Here is a 23,921-nt window from a genome sequence, read left to right on the forward strand (position 1 = left end):
CAATCAAGCGTAAATGTGTTGTAATTCGGAAAATCGTCAATCTGGGTGTTTTGAGCTGGCAAGATAAGTAGGGTGTTTCTTGCAAAATGGAGGCCTCAAATTATAATCAGCTCGATTGCGATAAATGTTTTTGCCCACAATGTTTACGCCAATTGTCGGCGTCATCCCCCTGCAATTGTCCGTTCCCCTTTCGCGATACTTCTCATCTTCTCGCGCACGTTGGAACCCCAGTTGAGGTAGTAAGTTATGGCTTTTGGGTCCTCTAGGTACTCAGCGAAGCGCACGCGTTTAAATAAGAAAAAAAAGCCTTCTGTCCGAAGCGGTCAAGTGAATTCTTGCCGGAACACGGCGATGGAGGCTCTCGAGCCCCGCGCAATGCTTGCGCAGTTGGTCGGCATTCAGCCGAACGCGGGGGAACTCTTGGAAACCGGTCAAGTTCTGAACGTGGCACCAACTTCGCTCACGTTTCGCTTTGACGAATCGGCACCGGCACTCGATCCGGAGACGATCCCGGATGAGATCCGCATCATGCGTGCGGGTCTCGATGGAGATCTCGACGACGGCGACAATATCTTGGTGATGCCGGGTTACGTTGGCTTGGGGCAGTCTTCGGCGGAGGCGGTTGTCCGTTTCGCCGAGACGTTGCCAGATGATCTCTATCGAATTGATGCTTATGGCGAGAAGCTTGACTTCGAGCTTGATTTGGGAGCTCAAATTGTTGCCGTTGTGCCCCAGCCGCTCACGCGAATCGGCAATCAGCTCCAACAGGCACGCGATCAAATTGTGGTCTATTTCAACGAAGATCGGCTTGATGCCAATTCGGCACAAGATCCTCGTTTCTATCAACTGATTTTTACGAGCGACACGGTGACAAACACCGATGACGGGCCGGCCCATCATCCTACGACGGTGCAATACAACCCGAACGAGCATCGTGCGACGTTGACCTTTGAGGCACCCTTGGATGAACTTTCCACAGGGCCGGGCACTTATCGCTTACGCATCGGCACGGACGAGCAAGCGCCGGTAGCGCCTGTCAACGTCGATATGCCGGTGGACCCAGGTTCCAGCTTTGACACGGCGACGGACGTCGGTGCGTTAGAAGTTAGTCAAATCATTTCGAGTCGCATCGAAGACCTGGAAAATTTTCCGCTGGAGTATCCCGGCGGCAACGATGATCCTGGTCATCGCGACCTACCAGTCGAATCTGAGAATCAACACATTGACGATACGGTCTCCCTGGACGGCAGCGAGCGAATTCCCACGACGGATGAGCAGACCGGCGTGTCTACGATCGGGTATGTCTTTCGAGATGTGTATGGCTCCGATCCATTTGGCGTGCCGCTAAGAAATCTGATCACCGATGCCCAACGTCACCGAACCCGGGAAATCTTCGAGCTCTATGGCCAGTACATTGGCGCCCAATTCTTCGAAGCGGACGAGGCTGCTCTGGAAGATTTGGCCAATTCCCGAGTGACGTTCTTCAGCATCGCTACGGGCGACCTACGAGCGATCAGTCCCACGATTTCTACCGGACCGGGTGGGGTAATTGGCCTTGCCGGCGCTGTGCTCGATCCGGAGTTGGGCGCGATACCGACTGCCATCATGGACAACGCGGAAAGTTGGGACGATTCGTTTGGTGCAGATTGGTTCGAGACGGCGATGCATGAGATCGGCCATCTTTTAGGGCTCGGACATAGCTACGATCTGCCGCCCGGCACGATCATGGGAAATTATCAGGTACCCGGTTATGAGCCTGAACCGTTCTTTCCTGGGGATCACGACATTGTTCACGCTCAGCACTTGTACCGGCCTGAGGTGCGTGACATTGATCTGTACCGCTTTGAGTTGGATGCCTCGGGATTGTTTACGGCTGAAACGTTTGCCGAACGGCAGCGCGAGGTCAGCTTGTTGGACACGGTCATTACGCTCTATCGTGAGGATGACGCGGGCAACCGTGAGTTGTTAGCAAGCAACGACAACTATTACAGCAACGATTCGTTTGTGCAAATGTTGTTGCCTGGCGGTACTTACTATGTGGGTGTGAGTTCGACCGGTAATGACAATTACAATCCGGAAATTGAAGGTACCGGGTTGGGTGGCCGCACCGAGGGCGACTACGAACTCCGGTTTGGTTTTCGACCCGATGTGGCAAATTCGATCGTTGATGCGACGGGTGTTCCGATTGACGGAAACTCGGACGGATTGCCGGGTGGAGTGAATAATTTCTGGTTCCGAGCGCAAACGCCTGAAAAAACACTCGTCGTTGATAAATCAGCCGCCGCGCGAGGGACAGGATCGCTGACCAATCCCTACAACAATATCGAAGTCGCTTTGTCTGCCGCCAGTTCTGGCGACATCGTGCGAATCGTTGCTAACGGCGGTGTCGATGGCAATGTGGGAACGATTGTTGACAACTACGCGTATGAGCTTGGTTTCGATCAGCTCAACCGTCCACTCGCCGATGGACACTCGATGGATGTGCCGCAAGGCGTTACCGTGATGATTGACGAAGGCGCTATCTTCAAAATGCGACGGGCTCGAATTGGTGTTGGTAGCACCGCACCGAGTGTCGATCGAAGCGCCAGCGCCCTACAGATTTTGGGTACACCTAAGCACAGTGTGATAATCACTTCCATCAACGATGAAACGATTGGTATCGATAATGATCCTTTGACGACGACGCCGAATCCTGGTGATTGGGGCGGGTTGGACTTCCGTCACGACGTGGACCGATCCGAGGGTCGATTTGAATATGAACAGGAGGGCATCTTCCTCGACTACGTGAACCATGCTGATCTTCGCTACGGTGGTGGCGAGGTGGTGATCGAGTCGATTCAGCAGGTGGTGACGCCAATTCAAATGGTTGAGGCGCGTCCTACCATTACATCAAACTCCATCTCCCGAAGTGCGGATGCGGCCATTTCAGCCGATCCGAACAGCTTCGAAGAAACGAATTTTCACGCGGCGGAATATCAACGCATTCCGTTCACATCCGACTACACGCGGATCGGTCCTGAAATCCATCGCAACCGTTTATTGGCAAACTCCATCAATGGAGTATTTGTTCGGATCCGCACGCCAGCCGGCAATGATTTGCGGTCCATGACTGTTTCCGGTCGATTCGACGATCCTGATGTGGTGCATGTCATCTCCGAGAACTTGGTGATTGAGGGATCGCCCGGAGGCCCGCTACAACGGGCTACACGCGCTCCGAGCGCGAATGATGTGGTCGTGACGCCGCTCGCAGATGGTAACCTAAGCAGCGGGTTCTATTCCTACAAATTCACCTTTGTACGCAACGATGGGAGCGAGTCAGCACCCTCTGCTGCCACTGATCTCGTCGAAGTACTGGGACGAGGTGAGCAAGGTTCTTTGCAGTTATCTGATCTGCCGTTGAGTTTTGAGGCGGATGTGGTCTCACGCCGTATTTATCGAAGCGCGAGTAGTGGAGTCAGTCCATTCCGGCTGGTTGCAGAAACTCCTCTTGCCACTTCCAGCGTGATCGACAGCGGATCTACCAACAGCGGTATGATGCTGAACGAACAGGGTCTGGATACGAGTGCCAGGTTGAACGCGCGTTTAGCGATCGATCCATCGGTGGTTGTCAAATTGGATGGTTCATACATCGATGCGTCGTTTGGGGCCCAACTGATTGCGGAAGGTCGCGATGGATTTCAGGTCGTGATGACATCGATTCTCGATGATCGATATGGAGCTGGTGGCACCTTTGATTCGTCCAATGATCGGGACGATAGTCAGCCGAATCCTGGAGATTGGGCGGGCATCTTTGTCGGGCATACCAGCGATGCCAGCATCGATTATGGAGTGGTGTCGTTTGGTGGTGGCGTGACCAAGGTGGAGGGAAGCTTTACCGCGTTCAATGCTTTAGAGATCCATCAAGCGACGGCACGTGTAACAAATTCGACCTTCGCTCAAAACGCGACAGGTGTCGGTGGCCAAGCCCCGGCCGATCGATTTGGTCGCGGTTTCAATAATTCGAGCACGGTGTTTGTTCGCGGTGCACAGCCCATCTTGGTCGATAACATCTTCCAAAATAACGATGGACCCGTGATTAGCATTAACCCGGCCGCGTTGAATAACGAGTTGGTGACCGATCATGGACGCTCGACGGGAACCATTGATCTGATCGGCGACTTTGGTGACAACCAAGGTCCTCTTATTCGCGCCAATCGCATTGGTGATAACGCGATCAACGGCCTGGTCGTTCGTGGCGAGATTCTCAATACGCAAAGCGTTTGGGATGATACCGACATCGTCCATGTCGTCTTGGACGAAATTGTTTCACCCGATTTCCACACTCACGGTGGAATTCGGCTGGAAAGTAGCCCCACGGCGAGCTTGGTGATCAAGTTAGAAGGTGAGAATGCCGGTCTGACGGCCAATGGTCGTCCCTTGGATCAAGGCGATCGGATTGGCGGTCGCGTGCAGCTTGTTGGCCAGCCAGGTTCTCCGGTCGTCATGACTTCCTTGCGAGACGATTCGATTGGCGCCGGCTTCGATCCGGCCGGTCGAGTGCAAAATGACACCGATGGAAACGGGGCCGCATTTGGTCCTGGCAGCAGTTTGCCGACAGGCCCCGAGTCCAATAATGGCACGTTGATCGATAATGATGTGCCAACGGATGTGCCTGGATTCTTCCAGGCGAATCCGTCTGCCGGTGGTGCTCTGAACGCTACCGGAGTCACCGTTCAGACACAGACGGGAATCCTCCAGCAGCAAAATCTGATCGCTCAATTCACCAATTACGTCGATGTGGGACGGAACGGTAGCGCCTTCAACTTGGGTACCACCAATGTCACGCTACCCCCGACGTTGGTTGCCGATGATGTTGTTGCGAGCACCGGTAACTTTACCGTTGGTACAGTTGATGATGAGCAAATCATCAATTGGCGAGTCGAAACACGGTTTGAAGATGGTGATCCAACCGTCTTCAATGATGTTAGCTTTAGCAGTGATGACCCGCTCGGAAGTTTGCGCTTAATCAATTATTTGGACCCTGCCATTCTTGGCGGTGCCGGTGACATTCTCTTCACACGCGGATCGGCTGGTGAAAATGAGTTCCGGGCTTATACGGTCGACGACAACCAACGAGTTGGTTTTGGGCACGGCGGAGTGCTCGAGAATACTCCCGGAAACAATACGAATTTTGTCGGATGGGCATCTGATGTGGCAGCTGATTTGAACGCTGCCATTCAGGGTGCGGGTGCGGCTTATTCGCTCACTGGCAATATCGACACGCTCTCTCTTCCTGAGGTTGACGATCCTGATCTCGGCAAGGTCTACGGTCCCGAGGATGTCACGACCGCTTTTGCTTGGGACATTCAGGGCAGTTCGTTAACGGCGAGTGCTACTTCGCTTGTTCAGTTGTTGCCTCGTAATCCTTCATCTTTTGCGGGTGATTGGCGTGGGATTTTACTGGATGAATACAGCCACGATCGAAATGTGGATGTCGCGACGGAGCGAGAATCGATCAACGCCGAGGCTCCGGGAATCAACGCCGTACCCGATACGGCTCAATTCCTGGGTCAATTAGCACCGTTTGAGAAGGGTGGCGACGATAACCTGCGGCTCGGTTTTGAGGTGCATGGTTTTCTAAATGCCCCATCTGACGTTGACGTTTACAGTTTCCGAGCTGAGGGTGGAACGGAAGTCTGGGTCGATCTTGACCAGACGTCGACTTCGCTCGATTCCGTTGTTGAATTGATTGATGCCAACGGTCTCGTAGTGGCTCGGTCCGATGAAGGCTACAACGAGCAAATTGGCGTGGACAGCCTGTTTGGTCCAGCACGGAGTATGGATCGTTCCGTGTTTGACAAAAAAGATCGATATACGGTCAATCTGCACGACGCCGGAATGCGAATTATCTTGCCGGGTTCGGAAGGCAATACGAGCACCTATCATGTGAGAGTTCGCAGCAGCAGTGATGATGTCGCGACAAATATTTCTGGAGGTATCACTTCGGGCGCCTATCAATTGCAGATCCGCTTGCAACAGATGAACGAAGTGCCGGGTTCGACAGTGCAGTTTGCCGACATCCGTAATGCAGTCAATGCGATTCAGGTGTTTGGTCAACCGGCCCACTCGCCACTGTTGGGCGAAGTGACCGAAGTCGACCTCGACAACGACACGCGTGCAAGCGCTCAGCCAATCGGGAATATTTTATCCTCCGATCGAGGTGCGGTGACGCTGGCGGGATCGATATCGAATGACACGGATCTCGACTGGTATGAGTTCGATGTTCAGCTTGAAGGCATTCAACGGATCGATGGTGGTCCGAACAGCCCACCCGTTTATGCGGCCGTGACTTTTGATGTGGACTTTACCGACGGTTTGGCTCGACCAAATACCAAAATTCACATTTTCAATGACGGCGGCCAACTGGTTTACAGTAGTGATGATTCGAGTATCACGGATGATCGACCAGCAATCGCTGGCAGCGATGCGTTGACCGATTTGTCGGCGGGTAGCACCGGTTCGAAGGATCCTTATCTTGGAACTGTGGAGCTCCAAGAGGGAACCTACTACATGGCAGTTTCTACTGCCGCCTACTCCGTCGACGCGCTGTCGCAAAACTCCTTGCTGCGAGCCGAACCGATCAACTCGCTCGTTCGCGTTGTCGAGGATCGTATCGGCTATTCAGGTGGATCGACCATTCCAGATGGGCCGCTTGTGCCAATCTTGTTCTCCGATGCTTTTGGACTGGTTCCGCCCGACGGCGTGGATTTGGTCGATGGGGAAACGTTTACCGTTACCGATCTAGATGGCGGTTCAGTGGTCTACGAATTCGACAATGATAATGCGGTTCGAGGACTCAATGTTCCGATTCCCTTCAGTGATGACGGGTTTTTCGCTGATACTGCCGCCTCGCTGGTTGGCACGATAACGGATGCGATTGTTGCCAATGGACCTGCTGGCGTCACGATTGGAACAAATAGTTTTGCAACTCTGACGGAGGTCGTTTTGGAAGACGCCGCCGGAGTGAAGCAGATATCGGCTCCCGGTGAGTCCGAACCCAAGATGTACATCTCGACGCCGAGCATCGTGCCTTATGGATTGAGCGACATTACGGTCTTTGCCACGCAGGACTTCGGGTTAGATCGCAGTCGCCTGGTTGCGATTGACGCCTTCACCGGTGCCTTGGAAAACACGGTTGGTACGTTTTCTGGGAACGTGGAAGATATTGCGATTAAACCCGATGGACGATTGTATGGCTTCACGGTTCCAGAGGAGGAAGTGACGGACGCGACTTCAGGGAATTACCTCCAAATCGATCATCAGAGTCTTGCGACGACAGAATTAAGCACGGTCATTGGTGACGATGGAATTCAGACGTTTGCGGATGATCCAGCGGCTCCCGATACGGTTCTGCAAACAGAAGATGGTGTTCAATTTCAGGGCGTTACCTTCGGGCAACTTGGTGATCCGCTACGTGGATTCGCGATTGGTAACCGGGGGCTTCGCCAGCCCCTGAACGTGGAAGGTCCCACAACCAACGTGCTCTATGAATTCAACGTTGATTCGGGGTTGGCCTTTAGTATTACGCCTCCTGATCCTGCGGATCGTGAAGATGACGCTCGCCTCGAGGGTGCTGGCACGCAGATCCGCGAACGAGGTCGTTTGGATACGACGACTGATCCGTTCGGTTTGGGTAATTCTGCGATTTTGACCAGTGAGGCAACCGAGATCAGTGCAGGAGGAGCGACCCTGGCTCGGATTACCGATGGTCTTCAGTTCACGCTCGACGATGGCACGGGCAATCTGTTTGATTTCCAGTTTAACAGCGGTCCAGAAGTTCGTTACACCTATAGCCCTGCTAATGGTGTTTTTGTCAGAGATGGTGATACGTTCTTACTGGACGGTACCGCTTTCGAATTCGAAACGGGTTCGGTGATTGTTGTGAATGCCCTCAATGGGAACGGTGTTTCCGATGGCGAAACAATCTCGATTACGGACAGTCAAGTTCCTGCCGTAACCCGCATCTTTGAGTTCGACGATGGGACCGGCGGTCCGATCGGAGCTGGACATGTGCGGATTGCATTCACTCAAAGCATGGACCAAGCATCGCTTGTTAATGCGATCATTTCCTCGATCAATGCTGTTGGGAATTACAACGTCGAAGCATCTCTGTTGCCGAATTCAAATCGAATCTCATTGACGGGTGAGTCCTCCAGTACCGGGGCAACCACATCGTCAACTGGGATTGTGATTCAAGGGACACCGGGGGGTGCGGCGAATCTCATCCCAACGGAAGAAAATGCTTCCTTTGCTGATTTTGGTGATGCGATTGCTACATCCGTGACCGATGCGAGCGTCGATGGCAATCGAATTAACTTCCCTGGTTTTGTCGTCGGAAGTTTCCCGCAGCTTGAAAATCGAGGTATTTTCCAGCCCAATGCGGCCGCCGGTGGAAGCGTGACGCCCGGGTTTATCGGTGTGGATTTTGGAGCGGCTGACACGCAAGTCGAGATTAGCAACCGGATCGCCTTAGCAGTCAACACGACAACACCCATGAACGCGACTGCAGCCGGTGCTTCAGTCACACTGGCCGCACCCGCATTCGTTGAGTCGGTAGACTCACCGCTGCGGATTGGTGGAACGGCTCCAGGCGGCTTGTTCACCGGATTAGCGATGATCGGAGGACGGCTGTTTGGTGTCACTGGACCGGATTTCTTCCCTGAATTCTTCGGTGGTTTAGGCGAAGGGGGTGGTTTATTTGAAATTCGAAGTCCGCTTTCTAACAACGCTGTGGCGGATTACATCGAATCCTCCACCGATTTATTGACTGGCGGCCGGAATGCGTTTGGAAATCCGACCGGCGGCCCAATCGCCTTTTCCGCGCTGCAGCCTGGTCCGAAGAACATGGAGGATGGACGCTATGCTGAAATGCTGTTTGGGATGGACACCTTTGGGAATATGTACGCCTTCAATCTTGAAGGTGAACTGCAGCCTGTCTTCATGAACAGTCAGACAAGTATCAACACGGGAGTGTTCAATCCCACTGGATTCTCGTTCGGTACCCTGGATATGAATCTGTGGCATGTCACGTCGGAACGCCGAGCAGACGGTGGGCACGGATTTGATGAGGCACCCGATGGCAGTCGTGAGGCGGAGAATCCGGATGCGAACAACAGTTTGCGATTTGGATTTGATAATCCGAACGATCAACCTGGTATTTGGGCAGGTGTCGAAAACGATCCTGGAATCCGGGATTCCTACGATTTCCCCGGCGGTGCCAACGGCAGTGTGATCTCGAATTCGATCGATCTGAGTGATTATGATTTGACCGATCGTCCCGCACTTTACTTCAACTATTTGCTCAATACAGAAGCCGCCGAGGGCGATGTAGTTCCTCCTCCATTCATGAGAGACTCCTTCCGTGTCTTCGTTTCAGACGATGATGGCGAATGGCAGCTGATCGCTACGAATAACAGTTTCCGCGGTGGTGACGATGCAGACGATGAGTATGACTATGGCCCGTTTGCCGTCCAGGAGCTAATTGATAACGCGGGTTGGCAGCAAGCACGAATTGATCTTTCACCTTACGGCGGACATAAGAACGTTCGGTTGCGATTTGACTTTTCCACCGCCGGATCGCTTGATATTGGCAATCCGCTCACTGGTGGTGACGAGGTCAGAGCAGTTGATTCGTCTGAGATCTTTGATGGTGATTCGCTGTCGGTGCAAGAATTGTTCGGCTTCAATTCCCAAACCTATGAATTCGACTTGGGTTATACCTTCAATACAATCTCCGGCGCAGGGCTCTCGGATGGCGAGACATTCACTCTGACGGATGGGATTAACCCACCGGTAACCTTTGAGTTGGATCTTGGCAACGGTGTGGCGGATGGCAATACACCGGTTGAGTTCTACCGAGGGATGTCGCCGATTGAGGTGGCTCGGTCGGTCGAGGATTCGATTCTGTTAGGCTTCGGCAAAGGGATTGAGCATCGGGATTTGTCGCAAGAACAAAACGATACCATCTCTCAGCCGATTCGCACATCCTTGATGTTTGGCTACCTGTTGAGCAGTGGCACCATCGGTGATAACCCAACCTTGTTTGGAAGCCGAGCGGGGCAGGATGTGGACATGCTCGAGATTCAACTGCAGGCTGGACAACAGGTCTTAATCGATCTGGATTCCACCGGCGACTTCTCCACTAGTTTGACAGATTCCTACCTGCGACTGTTCGATTCCGAAGGAACTGAGGTTGCGGTAAGCGACAATGATGCAGCTCCTGGTGAGTCTTTGTTCACTTCGGATTCCTACATCGACTATACGTCGCTTGAGGCAGGTTCGTACTACATCGCCGTGAGTGGAAATGCGAATGTTTCGTACAATCCTTTCGTGACGGGAAGCGGTGTTTCCGGTGCGACGGGTGATTACGATCTTCAGGTACAATTGGTCGGTGGCGATTCACCTATCGAAACTTACCTCAGCGGTTCCCGACTCAATCTGCAAGGAGTTACAGGGATATCTCAGCCAGCCGGTGCGTCGCTCGTCGTGGACGGGGTTCCGGGTACCTCGGGTTTCCCCGTTCCCATCAATTTGGGAATGAGCGCGGATGAAGTTGCACTTGAATTGAGACGAGCCGTGGCGACTTCGAATGGTGGGGGTGACCCACTAAGTGTTCCAGGTTATCAAAACATCGTCCGACTTCACGGCAGTTCGGTTGTCGATGCAGGTCCGCTCGGGTTGTCGGTAACCGGCTTCTTTGACTCAGAATTGTTCCCTGAATTCGAACTGAATGGTTTGGACGGCGATCGATTCGGGGCCTTCAATGCGTCGACGTTTCCGGATGGCGAAACCGACGGCGATTTCCCCGGTTTCTTACGGGGGCGTGACAATGCGTTTGAAGGTGTTTACATCGATGATCTCGTGATTGGCTTCCGCGAGCGGGGTGAAATGTACACCTCGGCCGATGGCAACGATGGCTTTACCCTTGTTGATCCGGTACCGGCGGAAGAGATTATTGTCGGTGACTACAGCATCGAAATGCGTTCATCACCGTTTTACGGTATCCGCGATTTCCAGCCGATTCCGACCTTGATCCTAACCCAATCATTTGATCCGAGAGATCGCTTGGCCCCGGCCGTATCAATCAGATCACCTGGCGGATACGAAGTTGCGGATGGCATGAGCTTTGTGGTTGGTGATGGCACATCCGATGTCATCCTCGAGTACAACGAGACTTCCTTGCGGAATGGTGTATCGCCCGGTCATCTGCCGGTTCCATTCACGGCTTTTGACTCTCCTGCCGTTATCGCAAATGCAATCACGACCGTGATCAACAGTATGCCGGTGCAAGCTGCGATTGACGTTCGAGCTGAATCACGTGAGGGTAGCAACCGCATCGATCTGTTCGGGAATCCCGTTATTCAGGCAGGAGCGAATGTGGTGGAAGGGCAGCTGCTCGAGTCTAACGATACCCTGGCCGACGCGATCGATTCCTTGATCCGTTCTGATGGGGCTCAGGGTTTCACCGCGATTGCTAAGATTGGTGACAATCCGGCAATCGGTGCTGGGCTCGATGTGGATCTGATCAAAGTTCAGCTTGTGGTGGGAGATCGAATTGCCATCGATCTTGATTCACTCGAAGTGCCCGTCGATACCGTCGTACGTCTGTTTGATGCGGACGGCACGCAACTGGCCTTTAGTGACGACAACGTGGCACCTGGTGAGGTTGCATCTCGTGACGCCTACCTTGAGTACACGGCCACAATGGCTGGCGATTACTATGTGGGTGTGAGCGGATTCAGCAATATGAATTATGACCCCAATCTGATTGCTAGTGGCTTGAGTGGTGCGGTCGGACCCTATCGGATTGAGCTCGTGGTTGGGGGTGAAAAAGAGTCCGTGAAAGTGAATGCCGAAACCAATTTCGGTGATCGAAACATCAAACGAGATCAGGGACAATTAATCATCCATTCGACGAATATCACGAATTCGTCAGAATATGGAATCTGGCTTGATGCGGGGGCTCGCATTGAGCCTGGTAATTTTGCACATCAAGGCCCGCCGCGTCTCTTGTATGATGACAACTCGGAACAGCTGACCCGGGGTGCCGTAATCAAAAACAATGTGATCGCCTACAACGGTTTGGGAGCGATCTACTACAGCGGTGACGCGCAGCCCGCCGGTCAACCGGACGCCGCCGTACCCTTTGGACGGATCGTCAATAATACGTTGGTAGGCGGTCGGCCAGCTTCGTTACCGGAACTTCTCGAAAATACGCCATTGGGAACCGGTGTGAAGGTGGATGATAATGCCAGTCCCACCTTGCTCAATAACATCATTGTTAATTTTGAGACGGGCATCGAAGTTGATCGTACGTCCCAGTCGACGGTGATTGGCGGTACGCTGTATCAGGATAATATCGCAAATTCAAATGCCGGTCTGGGAGACTTCCCGATCGTGTTGAGTGCGAGCGAGGTGCTGTTTGTTGATCGCGACGACAGCAATTTCAATCTTGCCGAGAGCTCGTTAGCAATCGATAGTTCGATCGATTCACTGCGAGATCGTCCGGCGATCGTCTTTGTTTCGAATCCGATTGGTGCCTCCGTATCACCGATTCTCGCTCCGGAAATGGACAACACGGGTCAGTTGCGAGTGGATGATCCGAACGTGGACACGCCCGCTGGCCTCGGGGATAACGTGTTTAAAGATCGTGGTGCCATCGATCGGGCCGACTTCGTTGGGCCCACTGCCGCTTTGATTGCTCCAGCCGACAATGGTAGCTCGGATCTGAATCCGGTGCTTGGTGTCGTTCAGGTCAATAACCCGGCAATCCGAGCCTTCGAGGTTCAGTTAAACGACGGCTTGAATGAAACTCAGCGACAAGGAGGAACTGGAGTCGATAATGACACAGTGGTGACGGAAGCTTTTGCAGTCTTCCGTAACGGTGTGCTGTTGACGGACGGCGTTGACTACACGTTTAGTTTTGACCGCACTAGCCGAATTGTGCGGCTGACAGCGTTGTCCGGCGTTTGGCAGCCGGGACGCGTCTACGACATTATCCTGGACAACACCGAAGAAACCGGTATTCGTGACCTTGCTGATAATCTGTTGCAGCCTAACGAACCGCTCGGAGAAACACGTTTCACCATTTCGATTGGCGGTGAGGAGCAAGATTTTGGAGACGCTTCGAGCACTTATCCTGTTCTGCTGTTGGACAATGGCGCCAGCCATGTGATCGAACCCGGTTTCCATCTTGGACAATTGGTCGATGCTGAACCCGATGGTCAGCCTTCGCCAAACGCCAACGGAGATATTCCGGATGAAGATGGTGTCACATTCCTTGATCCGCTTGTGCCCGGTCGATCAGCCAGCATTCAAGTCATCGCGTCTCAACCAGGTCGATTGGATGGTTGGATCGACTTTAATCGTGATGGTGCTTGGACAAGTTTCACAGACCAGGTGTTCACTAGCGAATTGGTAGGTTCGGGTGTGAGCACGTTGGAAGTCGCTGTTCCCCAGGACGCATCACTCGGTCGTAGCTTTGCTCGTTTCCGTTTGAGTCATGATGGTGGCTTGGCTCCCACGGGACTCGCCTTGAATGGTGAAGTCGAAGACTACGTGATTGACATCACAAGTGAACTGCCGTGGCAGAACGATCGAAATTCTTTGGATGTGGACGACGATGGCTTTGTCGCACCCCTCGATGCTTTGCTGGTTATCAACGAACTAAACAATCGGCTTGCCAGTGATGAGATCACTGGCTTACTCGATAATCCACCGATTGAACCTAATGATCCCAGTCAGTTGGGTTATGTGGACGTCGATGGAGATGTATTTGCGACTCCCCGCGACGCTTTACTGATTATTAACTTTCTCAATCAATCGGCCGCTTTGCCGGCGATGGCTGCAGCGGCGGAAGCAGAACCGGAAGAATTTGGCGTTCGATCGATTGAGACGGAAGCAGGTTGGAGTGTCCTGGCGGGTGCTGCCCTCCATGGTCGAGAGAAAGTATCAGTTCTGGCGGTCGATGAAGTTGTAAGGGATTCAGCTGCTGAATCGACTGACAAGCGTGTTGAAAAGCTTGAACTTGGCGAAGCAGGAGGCTTGTTCAGTGATCCGAGGCTTGCGGATACCGCCCTGGAGGAATTGTTGGACGACATCGCTAATGACCTTTTGTTAGACGATGCGGATGATGGATTCGATTTAGGAGATCTTGTTTAAGATATGAAGCGCTAAGAGGTTGATACGATCTTGCGATCGATAAGTTGAGTTTGGACGCGCATTCGCTATATCCGAACCGTTCAATCGCTGAAAAGATTGTGTCGCTAGGTTTGCACTTCGTGATTTTGAATCATACTGAGACCAAGCGGAAATCTCGCTCGGTTCAGTTTAAATAACCAGCCCAACGCGTACCGTTTGGGTTACGAGAAACATGTCACACGCCCCGGATTCGAGAATGAAAAAGAGCGCCTCAATGATTCAACGCCTAACACTGAGTGGTAAGCGAGCGCGGAGTCGTCGATCTAGTCGCATCGCACGACCGCTGCTGTCCGAGCAACTTGAAACGCGAGCATTATTGGCCGGCGATCTCATGCAGAATCCGGCCAGCATTACGGATGTGAATGCTGATGGGTTGACGACGCCCGTTGACGTGCTCCTGATCTTGAATGAATTGAATCATGGCGGGGCGAGATCTCTTGTCTCGGGAGAAGATCCCGCTAATACAGCCTTGTTTTACGATGTGAGCGGCGATGCGTTTCTGAGCCCCATGGACGCGTTAATGGTTCTGAATCAACTCAACGCCGAAGGGGAAGACGAGTTGCTCGTTCAAATCCGTTTAGAGGTAACGGATGTTGACGGAGCCGTGATTGATAGCATCGACGCCAATTCAACCTTCGTGCTGAGTGGGTATGTGAAGGATCTGACCGAACGTGAAGATGGTGGTGTCTTCTCTGGCTATCTGGATGTGAACTACAGCAGCGATTTGGCGGCCGTCAGTTCCGATATTCGACACGGTCCTTCTTATGGGAACGCTCCGTCTGGTGACAGCTCTACACCCGGATTGATTGACGAGGTGGGCTCGATCGATGGACTCAGTCCTTTGGGACCTACAGAACGACTTTTGTTCAATGTCGATATGCTGGCTGAGGCGACCGGTAACGTAACCTTTGCTCCTAGCTTTGCCGATGTTTCGCCTCTGCACGACGTACTGCTTTTCGGAGCCGATTCACCGGTTGCCGAAGACGAAATCATGTTCGTTGGAACCTCGTTGCAAATTGGGGCGACGGAAGCGCCGGTGGCAGAAGATGATTTCTATGAATCGACTTGGGACGTTGTGCTGGCAGTCGATGCTGAAAATGGCGTACTCGCCAATGATCTGGATGCTGCGGGTGGCACCTTGACTGCCTCTCTCGTTGATGATGCTGGCAATGGGGTCGTCGAATTAGCTGCGGACGGCTCCTTTAACTACACGCCAAATCAGGGATTCGCTGGAATCGATAGCTTCACTTACGTGGCAAACACGGCTGGTGCGGCCTCGAATGTGGCGACTGTTCAGATTGATGTAAAGGCCGTCAACCGACCCCCTGTTGCCGTCGATGATGAATACGCGACCCCTGAAGATTCGGTGTTGAATACAGTCGTTGGCGTGTTGGCCAACGATTTTGACCCTGACGGTGACGCGTTGAATTCACGATTCGTTACCTTGCCGTCGCACGGATCACTCCAGCTCAATGGAAATGGGAATTTCACTTATACGCCGGACCAAGACTTTTTCGGCTTCGATTCCTTCATCTATCTGGCTAATGACGGATTGCTGGACTCCAACGAGGCGAACGTCACCATCGAAGTTACGGCGGTCAATGACGGGCCTGTGGCCGTCCCTGATTTTTACATGACCGGTGCAGGAACTCAGCTCACGGTGGCTGCTGCCGATGGTGTGCTGGTCAACGATGTTGATCCCGAGGGCGAGGGCTTATCGGCATCGGTCGTCGAGTTGCCGCAGAATGGTGCTGTGCAGCTAGAACTTGACGGGTCGTTTGTCTACACGCCGAACGCCGATTTCGTGGGCGAAGACACGTTTACCTACGTGGCGAGTGATGATGTGGATACATCGAATGTCGCAACAGTAACCATTACTGTTTCGGATGACATACTGATGAATTTCCGCTTGGAAGCTACCAATGCAGAAGGCACTCCTGTGACGGCTGTGTCACCCGGGAGTCAGGTGAATCTGAATGTCTATGTCGAAGATGTTCGTAGTACATCGCCTGACGGCGTGTTTTCGGCCTACTTGGATGTCGTCTATTCTGATAATGCCATGCTCGTTAGTGAGCAGCTGTCATTTAACGAGATTTACGCCAATCAGCGATCGGGAGATCTTTCGACCGCCGGAGTGATCGATGAAGCGGGTGCCTTTGATGGTCTGGCGCCACTTGGCCCCGACGAGCTACTTCTGTTCAGTGCCTCGTTCGTCGCCGGTGGAGTTGGCACGATGGTGTTCGCGTCGGATCCGGCCGAATTGCTACCGGCTCACGAAGTCTTGCTCTACAACTTTGATGATCCAATTCAGTCTGAATTTATCAACTATGGCTCGGTCGAAGTCACGATTGAGCAAGGCGATCCACCGATTGCCGTCGATGATCAATACGAAACACGCGAGGATGCCGTGTTGGTCGTGTCAGCCGAGAATGGAGTGTTGGCCAATGACTCGGATCCCGACGGAGACGTCTTGACAGCGATCTTGGTGGACGCACCTTCTCATGGTGTTTTGGAACTCGTCGATGATGGTAGCTTCCGCTACACACCCGAAGACAATTACTTCGGATCGGATACCTTCACTTATCAGGCCTCCGATGGAGCCAATTTGTCGAATGTGGCAATGGTTACGATTGATGTGATTCCAGTCATCGACGCTCCTGTTGCGGTCGATGATTTCTATGTCATCGATGACATGGATCCATTGGTTGTCGATGCTGAATCAGGAGTGCTCTCGAACGATTTCGATCTTGAAGGCAAAACGATGAGCGCCGTGCTGGCCGATCCACCCCAAAACGGTACGCTTGATTTGCAAGCAGACGGGGCCTTTGTCTACACACCCGATACGGGATTCGTCGGTCGAGATACTTACACCTATCGAGCGGAAGCCGATGGCGAGCTCTCGAATCTCGCCACCGTCACGATCGATGTTGGTAATCTGCTTCCAAGTTCGGTCCAGGGAATGGTTTACTTCGATACCAACGATGACGGTCAAGTTGGTGAGGCCGAGAATCGTATTGCAAATGTGAAAATCACTCTCAGAGGGACCAATTTGCTGGATGAAGAGATCTTCCTGGAAACCAACACCGCCACCGATGGGACCTTTGCCTTCGATGGCTTGTTGCAGGGAAATTACATCCTAACTGAGTTCCAGCCAGCGTTTACTGTGGATGGGAAGGATACAATTGACGGAGAAGAGTCGTTACGAAGCGATCGCTTCAGTATTAAGCTCCCGGCGGGCGTTGACGCTGGGCAATACAATTTTGGCGATCGAGGCCTGGACTCCAAGTACATCGTTAATTCGCAATTCTTCGCCTCACGTCGACTCGAAGGTCTCTGGACCAGGATTGCCCCCAACGGACAATCGGATTGGTACAACGCAGATTTGGCCTGGAGTGAATTCGATTCGATTTCGGTCAAATTATCCGAGAGTGGCACCAGTGCTGAAATTCGGGCACGAGCGGATGGAGTCGAGCAGTTGTCGACTGTTTCATTGACCCGAAGTCGAACCGTGCATCTGACAGGTGATGAAAATGGCTACATCTTCCAGGTTGATGGCCAACCGGAAGACCACGGCATTCAACGTCCGTCGTCATTGTCGGCTTCGGCAGTTGATGAGCTGTTCGCCAACGACCAATAAACGCGTTTCACCGTAGACAAGCCGCGGCGGTTCCGAGTGAATCGCCGCGGCTTTTTTTTGGGGTCGGATACTGCTCGGCGCTGTATTGCTCAACCTATTGAACCGGTAACGCTTGCGGGGCTCTCCCAATTTGGCCGCATGTTCGACCGGCATGAGCTTCTGTAATCAGAAAGATTCGGGGCTCGCTCATAATGATGACAGAGGTCGTTAAAAGGGTTCTGTTTTTCTTTGACCCATTTCGCAGCCCTGGCCAATTCTGCCGGTTTATCGTCATAATGATTGGCGGCTCGTCAATTGCGCTGTTTGGCGCGGGGTTTGCTATCACTACTGGCTACGCTCGCGAGAAAATGAATTCTTCCCAGCATGGCGAGCAATGATTCAATATGAGTGAGGTTAGATGTGATGAAGAACTTCGTCGCTTTGCTGCTTTCGTTGCTCTGGATTTCCGGGGTGTTCGCTCAAGATGACGGCTTCGTTCCCGATGCCGAGATGGAGCCGATGATGCGAGGACCGGTTCACGAAGCATTTGCAGAGCCGATTCCATTGGCACCCGAAAGCAGGATGATCGTTCCCAAGGCACCGCCTCCTCGCGTCGAAGAAGTGGCTCCGACGAATCCTCCCGCGGGCGACGATGTGCAGTGGGTGTCCGGTTATTGGGCTTGGGATGATGATCGTCAGGACTACCTGTGGGTCAGTGGTGTTTGGCGTCGGACACCGGTTGGCCGCGAGTGGATTTCCGGCGAGTGGCAAGCTTCCGATCAGGGATATCGTTGGATTCCAGGACGTTGGTCGGCAGCAAAAAATGACGTCGCCAATGAAGTTTTGCCTGTTCCGCCGGAATCATTGGAAGAAGGGCCGACGAGCGAGCCGCTTTCGGAAGATCAATTTTGGGTGCCCGGAAACTGGCGATATAAGGGAAATCGGTATGTTTGGCGTCCCGGATTTTGGACCGGATGTCACGAAAATTGGGTGTGGGTTCCTGACTATTACGTGGCCATTGGCTCAGGTTGTCGGTACGTCTCAGGATACTGGGATTATGGCTGGGATCAGCGGGGCACATTATACGCGCCTTGTTATTTCACCCATTATCGCGCTGGTATGCGCTACCGTCCGAGCTTAGTCGTGGATTGTGCTGGAGCCTTTACGCATCTCTGGGTGCGTCCCGGTTATTGCCACTATTATTTTGGCGACTACTACGATGACCTTTACACAACACGAGGATTCCAACCGTGGTATCGCTACCATTCTCATCACCGTCGAGCCTATGACCCGCTCTATGTGCACTATCGATGGAAGTACGGCCGTCATCAAATCGGTCTTCATCGCTCCTTGCACGATCGACACGCTTTGTATCGCCACCACAAAGATCGTCGACCTGCTCACAAGTATCATGAGAAATCTCATGGTGGGCGTTCGCGACATTCGGATTTGGTACATCGTTCTAGAGACTTGAGACGCGGCGAAGAGCATCGGAATCGAATACGTGGTGATGTGTTGCAGTTGCGTTCTCAGTCGAACTCCAAAGCGTTAGCTCGCAGTCGAACCCAACAGGGTCGATCGAGATCCGAAAACGAACGCGCCAAAGATCGTTTGACAAATAGATCGAATCGCGTCGCCGGTTCGAGCGAATCTCAGACCAATCGAGGTGCAGGTACCAACCCCTCGAATCGGGATCTTTCTCTGTTAAGACAGCAGCGGTTAAAACAACAGGCTAATGCCGACGGTTCCCGTCGTCGGGGAGCTGGTCGTGGGAATCAATTATCGAATTCTCAAGAGAGAGGCCGGCGATCAGAGAAAGCTGATTTGGGGTCGAAAAAGAATCCACGAAACCGTACCGCAGGAGCGATCGAAAATCGAATCCCCTCCGTGCAACGGCGGAACGGTAACTCCGAACGCGTAACAACTCTGAAAAATCCGATCGGTCGTGAAACGACAGGAGAACGTCGACAGTCCAACGGTAGTCGTCGTCAAGAGACGGCAAAGGGATCATCTGACGCGGTTCGGAATCGCGGTTCGGTATCGAGTCAGGCTCGCTCTGCGTCTTCGGAGCGGACGGTCGATTTGCCTTTCCGAGGATTTCAAGATTTGCCAAGTCGCAATTCCCCCAAGGGTAATGCGACGCCGGACGCGACGATGGCCAGATCGCCTGATTCGCAAGCAGACTCGTCACGGTCCGAGTCGAATGTTTCCCCAAGTCGTCGCGGTCGCACGGTGTCAGGCGCTCCGAATGTATCGCGGACTTCGCCGGGATCAGGAAAGTCGAGTCGATCACGGTCCGAGTCGAATGTCTCCCCAAGTGGTCGCGGTCGCACGGTGTCAGGCGCTCCGAATATATCGCGGACTTCGCCGGGATCAGGAAAGTCGAGTCGATCGCGGTCCGAGTCGAATGTCTCCCGAAGTGGTCGCGGTCGCACGGTGTCAGGCGCTCCGAATGCATCGCGAAGCAGCAGTCCCTCAAGGAGGAGGAGTCCCAGTGTTTCTCGGAGTCCCAGTGTTTCTCGGAGTCCCAGCCCATCACGCGGAGGGCGTGCCAATTCAATGTCCCGATCCTCAGGCCGAGCGGGCGGCGGTTCGATTGGCCGCTCTGGCATGACGACACGTAGGGGGCGCGATCGATAGGGCGAGTTGGTTTTGCGGATTTAGTGTTGGCTGAGCCACTCCGCGTACCCCATCGAATTTTCCAGGTTGAATGGTTGCTGCCTTCCGCCAGCCTGTTCCACAAATCGCATGACGGTGAACAGATTACTTTCGAGTTGATCGACGTTTCCCACGGCTTCTAGCCCCACGGTCCAAAAGATACCTCGTGGAACCGTGAGTCGAGTTAACTCGAATTCGCAGCCATTTTCGGGTCTTGTTGGGCTGTGATGAATGTCTTGCTGATCATCGACACGGAATCGGCGTAAGTTTCGTTGTTTCCCGACCTTTACCCAGCCGGCGCGGCCGAGATCGTCGATCGTGAGTCTGTCTTCCGAGGGGAATTGCAGGCTCCATTTTTTGTAGGATTCCAGTCTTCCCATTAGCTTGCCCGATTGTTGAACTGAACCTGCGTGGCAGCGGATTTTGGTTTCAAGTTTGCCTTCACGAAGCTTGATTCCGCAATCGGCGTTACAAGGAAACGCATACCAGTCTGTGCGAGATTGTAATTCGGATTCGTTGCCGAAATGGACTTTAAGTTCGAGCGGGCACTCGGGGAAAAACCAGCGTAGCTCGTAGGTGTGCAACATGATTTACCTTGTCGGTTATCTTTCGAATCGTCCAAGGATGCCGACGGCAGGTTTGGAGTCAAGCACGCGATTCGTGATCGGGTCAAACGTCGCGATGATAGTCGGCTTTTCCGGTTCAGCACCCAGGGCAATTAACAACAGCGGCCGATCGGTACCGATCCGTGTGACTCGCATCGCAAAGTCGTCGGAGATCGGTGTGGTCGTAACGGAAGCGGCTGCGACATCACCGGAGGTGAAGTCAACGCAATAAAGGGATTTTTGCGGATGGTAAACTTTGGTGACCTTTTTTTTCTGTCGGATCTTTATTTTACCTGAACAGACCGAATACGCTTTTTTGAGTTCTGGGATGAAGACTGGATGTTCCAATCCTGGTGGAACGGGTTGCTTCCAGACGAGGTTGCGTTGATTGAGGTCGACCAGCACGATTCCTCCGGCCTCGCCTGCATTGCAAACAAGAATTCCGCGAAAGTTCCCCAATGAAACTGGACAAACTCGATCGGGAAAGGCAACTCCCCAGCGACCGTCGAGGGAGGTTGGGAGATCGGTCCAGTTCTGCATGCGATTGATTTTTGCAGCGGACCAATCCATGAAGCCAACTCCACCATACAAGTCAAGCGTCACCATCAATGTGTTGCCAGAAACGAAGGAGATTTCCGGGCCGGGTCCCTGTTCTTTTCGATTGGTCTTGATGTGGACTTCCGGCCGATTGCGTGGCAGTTGGAGATCGGCCACGCGAATCATTTTGGGAAGCTCATAAACTGCCAATCGGCTGCCTTTTTTCTTTCCCGTTACACTGTCCTTCTGGAATGAAATCACGGCATATTGTTGGTTAGCTGTGATGAAGATTCCCTGAGGACTGTTGGCAGCGGGTCGATAGACCTTACTGACGTCCCAACTGGATTCAACACGTGCTCTCGCAATGTCGACAATCGCGAGGATATCTTTTTCACAAGTCACGATTCCCTGGTTGTCAACGATCCGCAATTCGTCAGGTTCAGCAGGCAGCCTGACTTTTTGAGCTGTTTTCGTTTTTGAGAGACTAACGATAAAAAGTTGAGGATCTTTCTTAGAGTAGTTTGTGACCACCAATTGACCGTTGGGTGTCCGACGAACCTTCAATGGTCTGAGGCATTTTGGCGAGTCCAATAGGGTCCGGTAGCCGACAATCTTGCCCGTGTCGGGGGCGACGATCGCGGTTGCAATTCCACCGGAAGATTTCTTGCGAAAACTGTAACCAACCTCGACGAGTTTGCTGTTAGCAAGGAGAGCGGTTGACCATTGAGCGAGAAGTAAAAATGCGACGAAAGCCGAGTAGGGTAGTATCGACTTCATTGAGCCTTACTCCGATTTTGGATTCGACGTTTCCACACGGGAATTGCAATGGAAAAAACGGATATAGCAAGGATGGTCGCGCAGACGGGACTTCGGAAGAAAATACTGTAACCATCGCGAATCACAGCTCGACGAAAGTTTTCTTCGAGTACGTCACCGAGCACCATGGCGAGAACAATGGGTACGACGGGGTATTGATGTCGTCTCAAGATCCAGCCCAATAGGCCGAAAGCCAGGCAACAGCCCACATCGAACATCGAATAGCCGACGGAATAACTTCCCACAACTGATGCAGCCAAAATGAGAGGGAAGAGAATCCGTTTTGGGACTGCCGTTACTGCAACCCACAGACGGCTGCCAAACAGTCCCAGGACTAGGAGTATCAGATTGGCAACCAGCAGGCTTGCGAACAGTCCGTAAACGATTTCCGGATGCGTTTCAAACAATTGAGGTCCCGGCACGACGTCATGAACCATCAATGCACCGATCAAGACCGCTGTTGAAGCGCTGCCGGGAATTCCTAAGGTGAGCAGTGGAACGAGCGCCCCGCCGACAGAACTGCTGTTGGCGGCTTCTGCTGCTGCAACACCTTCATGAGCACCGTGGCCGAATTTTTCCGGTTCTTTGCTGAGCCGTTTTGCGGCGTCGTAGGAAACAAAGGAAGCGATGGTTGCGCCCGCACCTGGGAAGATTCCGATGACCGTACCAATGAATGAAGAACGCACGATCACCACCTTAAGTTTCCAATACTCTCGAAGTCTTGGCCAATGGTTTTGCGTTTGATCGATATGGGTGGCCGCAAGATTTTGGGCCTCGATTTGCATCAAAACCTCGCTGATGGCAAACAGTCCGATTAATGCAGGGATCAGCGGGAATCCGTCATATAACTGGGAGATGCCGAACGTAAACCGTCGCACCCCTGATATTGGGTCCTCGCCAACTGTATTGATGAGCAATCCCAGTAAGGCCATCAGTAAAACCTTACCCCAGTCCTTACCACCCACTGATGCGAGGCTTGACAATCCGAAAACAGCGAGCGCGAAGTAGTCCTGTGGGCGAAATGAAATCGCAACTTGGGCGAGCGGTACAGAGAAGAGGATTAGGATCAACGTTCCAATCAAACCTCCAACGGTGGAAGCGATTAGCGAGATGCCGAGTGCAATGCCCGGTTTGTCGGCTTTCGTGAGCGGATAGCCGTCGAATGCGGTTACCGCAGCCGATGGCGTGCCGGGCGCGTTGATGGTCACCGCGGTAATGGAACCGCCATAATCGGCCGCCAGATAAACGGCTGCGAGGAAAACCAGAGCCAAGGTCGGTGACATTGGATAGGTGAAGGGGACCAACAAGGCCACCCCCATCGACGGTGATAAGCCAGGCATCGCCCCAATCAGGATTCCAATGCAAACGCCCGCGGTGATTGTCAGCAAGGGGAGTAAGCCAATCACGAACTCGAAACCACCGCCAAGATTCTGTAATAAGTCCATTTTTTG

6 protein-coding genes are annotated in these 23,921 nt (G+C 52.9%); 3 read left to right on the plus strand and 3 right to left on the minus strand.

The genetic code is table 11. The features are described from left to right. The first annotated feature begins 327 nt into the window (after window positions 1-327). From P8N76_12655 to P8N76_12665, 3 genes are all read left to right on the plus strand, one after another. Complete coding sequence (locus tag P8N76_12655) at window positions 328-14,199, plus strand: DVUA0089 family protein (protein ID MDG2382513.1); 13,872 nt, start codon at window positions 328-330, stop codon at window positions 14,197-14,199. A gap of 253 nt (window positions 14,200-14,452) precedes the next feature. Continuing rightward, the gene (locus P8N76_12660; protein MDG2382514.1) at window positions 14,453-17,875 is read left to right on the plus strand and encodes an Ig-like domain-containing protein; all 3,423 of its coding nucleotides are present in this window, start codon (window positions 14,453-14,455) and stop codon (window positions 17,873-17,875) included. Between the two features lie 402 nt (window positions 17,876-18,277). Continuing rightward, window positions 18,278-20,494, plus strand: coding sequence for a hypothetical protein (locus tag P8N76_12665; protein ID MDG2382515.1), 2,217 nt, complete (start codon window positions 18,278-18,280; stop codon window positions 20,492-20,494). Between the two features lie 20 nt (window positions 20,495-20,514). Here P8N76_12665 and P8N76_12670 read toward each other — a convergent pair whose 3' ends face one another. Genes P8N76_12670 through P8N76_12680 form a run of 3 tightly spaced genes read right to left on the minus strand, consistent with a single transcriptional unit; the run spans window position 20,515 to window position 23,915 of the window. After that, a complete protein-coding gene (locus P8N76_12670; protein ID MDG2382516.1) occupies window positions 20,515-21,099 on the minus strand; it encodes a hypothetical protein in 585 nt (194 codons plus the stop codon). A 15-nt stretch (window positions 21,100-21,114) separates the two neighbouring features. After that, window positions 21,115-22,431, minus strand: a complete 1,317-nt coding sequence (locus P8N76_12675) for a hypothetical protein (protein ID MDG2382517.1) — start codon at window positions 22,429-22,431, stop codon at window positions 21,115-21,117. Further along, window positions 22,428-23,915, minus strand: a complete 1,488-nt coding sequence (locus P8N76_12680) for a tripartite tricarboxylate transporter permease (GenBank protein ID MDG2382518.1) — start codon at window positions 23,913-23,915, stop codon at window positions 22,428-22,430. Before P8N76_12680 ends, P8N76_12675 begins: the two co-directional genes overlap by 4 nt. Window positions 23,916-23,921 lie beyond the last annotated feature (6 nt).

Source organism: Pirellulaceae bacterium (genome assembly GCA_029243025.1).
In the GTDB taxonomy this organism is placed as follows: domain Bacteria; phylum Planctomycetota; class Planctomycetia; order Pirellulales; family Pirellulaceae.